The 3,038-nt window shown below is 63.9% G+C and carries 2 protein-coding genes; both read left to right on the top strand.

The features are described 5' to 3' along the window. On the top strand, nt 1-1,572 hold a 1,572-nt coding region (locus ACYVDE_RS18755), incomplete at its 5' end, for a DUF1800 domain-containing protein (protein ID WP_460503073.1). A gap of 17 nt (nt 1,573-1,589) precedes the next feature. Next, on the top strand, nt 1,590-3,038 hold a 1,449-nt coding region (locus ACYVDE_RS18760; RefSeq protein WP_460503074.1), incomplete at its 3' end, for a DUF1501 domain-containing protein.

Consider the following 3,038-nt stretch of genomic DNA (forward strand, 5'->3'; position numbering starts at 1 on the left):
AGCACACTGGCGCCCTACACCGGCACCTGGGGCTACGCGCAGGCGGCCCACCTGCTGCGCCGCAGCCTGTTCGGGCCCACCCGCACCGAGATTCTGGCGGCAGCGGGCTCCAACCTCACGGCCGTGCTGAATACTCTGCTGACGCCGGCCGCCACGCCCGCGCCGCCCGTGAACGTGTCGACTACCGACACCAGCGTGCCCATTGGCCAAACCTGGACGGGGCAGGCCTTCGACCAGAACTTCGAGGGTGTGCGCCGGGCCTCGCTGCGCGACTGGTGGCTGGGCCAGCAGCTGAACCAGACTACCTCACTCACGGAAAAGATGACGCTGTTCTGGCACAACCACTTCGTGATTGAGTTCGGCGACATCAACGATGCGCGCATGGGCTACGAGTATTGCCGGCTACTGCGCCAGCACGCCCTCGGCAATGTGAAGCAACTGGCCAAGGACGTGACCGTGACGCCCGCCATGCTGCGCTACCTTAATGGTAACCAGAGCGTGGTGGGCGCCCCCAACGAGAACTACGGCCGCGAGCTACTGGAGCTGTTCACGGTAGGCAAGGGGCCGCTCATCGGGCCGGGCAACTACACCAACTACACCGAGGCCGACGTACAGGCTGCCGCCCGCGTGCTCACAGGCTGGCGCGACCAAGCCACCGCGCCGGTGGGCAGCTACTTCACGGCCAGCCGCCACGACACCACTACCAAGGTGTTTTCAAGTGCCTTCGGCAATGCCAGTATCGCGCCCAACGGCGCGGCCGAGTATCAGGATTTGATAAACCTGATTTTCCAGCAAACCGAAACGGCGCGCTTCCTAGTGCGCAAGCTCTACCGCTGGTTTGTGTACTACCTGATTGATACGCAGGTGGAAACCGATATCATTCAACCGCTGGCTACTATTCTGATTAATAACAGCTTCAACATTACGCTGGTGCTGCGGGCGCTGCTGGGCTCGCAGCATTTCTTCGACGCACTGAACATGGGCTGCCTCATCAAGAGTCCGCTCGATTTCACGGTGGGCCTGCTGCGGAAGATGGAAGTGGTTTTTCCGACGGCCACCGCCAACCTGACGGCCCAGTATGCGCACTGGGACTATATTAATAGCCTAGCCTACGTGCAGCAGCAAACCTTGGGCGACCCGCCCAACGTGGCCGGCTGGGCCGCCTATTACCAGACGCCGCAGTTCCACGAGCTCTGGATAAACGCCGTGACGTTGCCGCGCCGCAATCAGGTCACGGACCTGTACATTGGCACGGGCTCGACGCGCGGCGGCGTGAAAGCGGTGATTGACCCGGTGGCACTGGCGCAGTCGTTCCCGGCTGCCACGGCTTCCGACTGCAACCTGCTCATCGCCGAGTTTGTGCAGCTGATGGTGCCCATTGCGCTCACCGTCAATCAAGTGGCATTTTTGAAGGCGGCGTTGCTGCCCGGCCTGCCCGATTTTGAGTGGACGGTGGAATGGCAGGCATTCCTGGCCGCGCCCACCAACACAGCCAAGCGGACGGCCGTGGCCACCAAGCTGCAAGCCATGCTGCGCGCCCTCATGGGCTTGGCCGAATATCATTTGTCGTAACGCCAACCGCCAATACCATGAAACGTCGCGAATTTCTTCAGACTACGGCTGCGGCTACGGTTGGTACCGCTTTTTTGAGCGGGCTGCCCATTGGCGCGTACGGCTACTCGGCCCAGCTGGCGGCCCTCACCAACGCCACCACGCCTTCGGATAAGGTGCTGGTGATTATTCAGCTGCAGGGCGGCAACGATGGGCTGAACATGATTATCCCGCTCGACCAGTACCCGGCCCTGATGGCCGCCCGCGCCAACATTGCCCTGCCCCAGAACCAGGTGCTGGGCCTCACCTCGGCCACCGGCATTCACCCGGCCATGGCTTCGCTCCAGAACATGTACCAGAACGGCAAGCTGGGCGTGGTGCAGAGCGTAGGCTACCCCAACCCCAACTTTTCGCACTTTCGGGCCACCGACATCTGGACCTCGGGCTCCGACTCGAACGTGACCTGGACCACGGGCTGGGCCGGGCGCTACCTCAACGGCGAGTACCCCGGCTTTCCCACTGGCTACCCCAGCACCGCCAATCCCGACCCGCTGGCCATCAGCATCGGCTCGGTGGTGAGCAACTGCGTGCAGGGCCCTACGGTGAACATGGGTATGGCCATTGCCAGTACGTCATCTTTCTATCAGTTACTTAGCGGCGGCATCGACACCGCGCCCAACACACCGGCCGGCCACGAACTTACGTTCATCCGGCAGGTGGTGAGCCAGACGCAGGTGTATACCACGGCCATTCAGGCGGCGGCCGGGCGTGCCCAGAACCTGTCGCCGCTGTACCCCGCCGCCGGCCAGAACTCGCTGGCCGACCAACTCAAAATAGTGGCCCAGCTGGTGGCCGGCGGCCTGCAGACGCGCATCTACGTGTGCCAGCTCGGCGGCTTCGATACGCACACCCTGCAGGTGCCAGCCACCGGCAGCACCACCGGCGGCGCCCATGCCAGCCTGCTGGGCAAGATTGCCGAGGCTGTGAGCGCCTTTCAGGACGACTTGCAGCGGCACAGCATTCAGGACCGGGTGGTGGGCATGACGTTCTCGGAGTTTGGCCGGCGCATTCGGTCCAACTCGGGCTACGGCACCGACCACGGCGCGGCGGCCCCGCTGCTGGTATTTGGCTCGAAGGTGAACCCCATTGTGCACGGGGCCAATCCCACGCTGCCCGCCAGCGCCGGCGTGAACGACAACATTGCCATGCAGTTCGACTTCCGCAGCATCTACACCAGCATCCTCAAAGACTGGTTCCAGGTGACGCCAGCGACCCTTACCCAGCTATTCGGCCAGAGCTTCCCCTACGTGCCGGTACTGCGGCCGGGCGCCGTGACGGCCACGGCCAATGCCGCCCAAACGGCCGATTTCACGGTGTACCCCAACCCCGTGCCGCGCGACGGCCGCAGCACCGTGGCCTACGAGTGCGCCGGCGGCCACGTGCAGGTAGTGCTGCTCGATACGCTAGGCCGCGAAGTGCGCCGCGCC

This window comes from Hymenobacter agri (assembly GCF_054778495.1).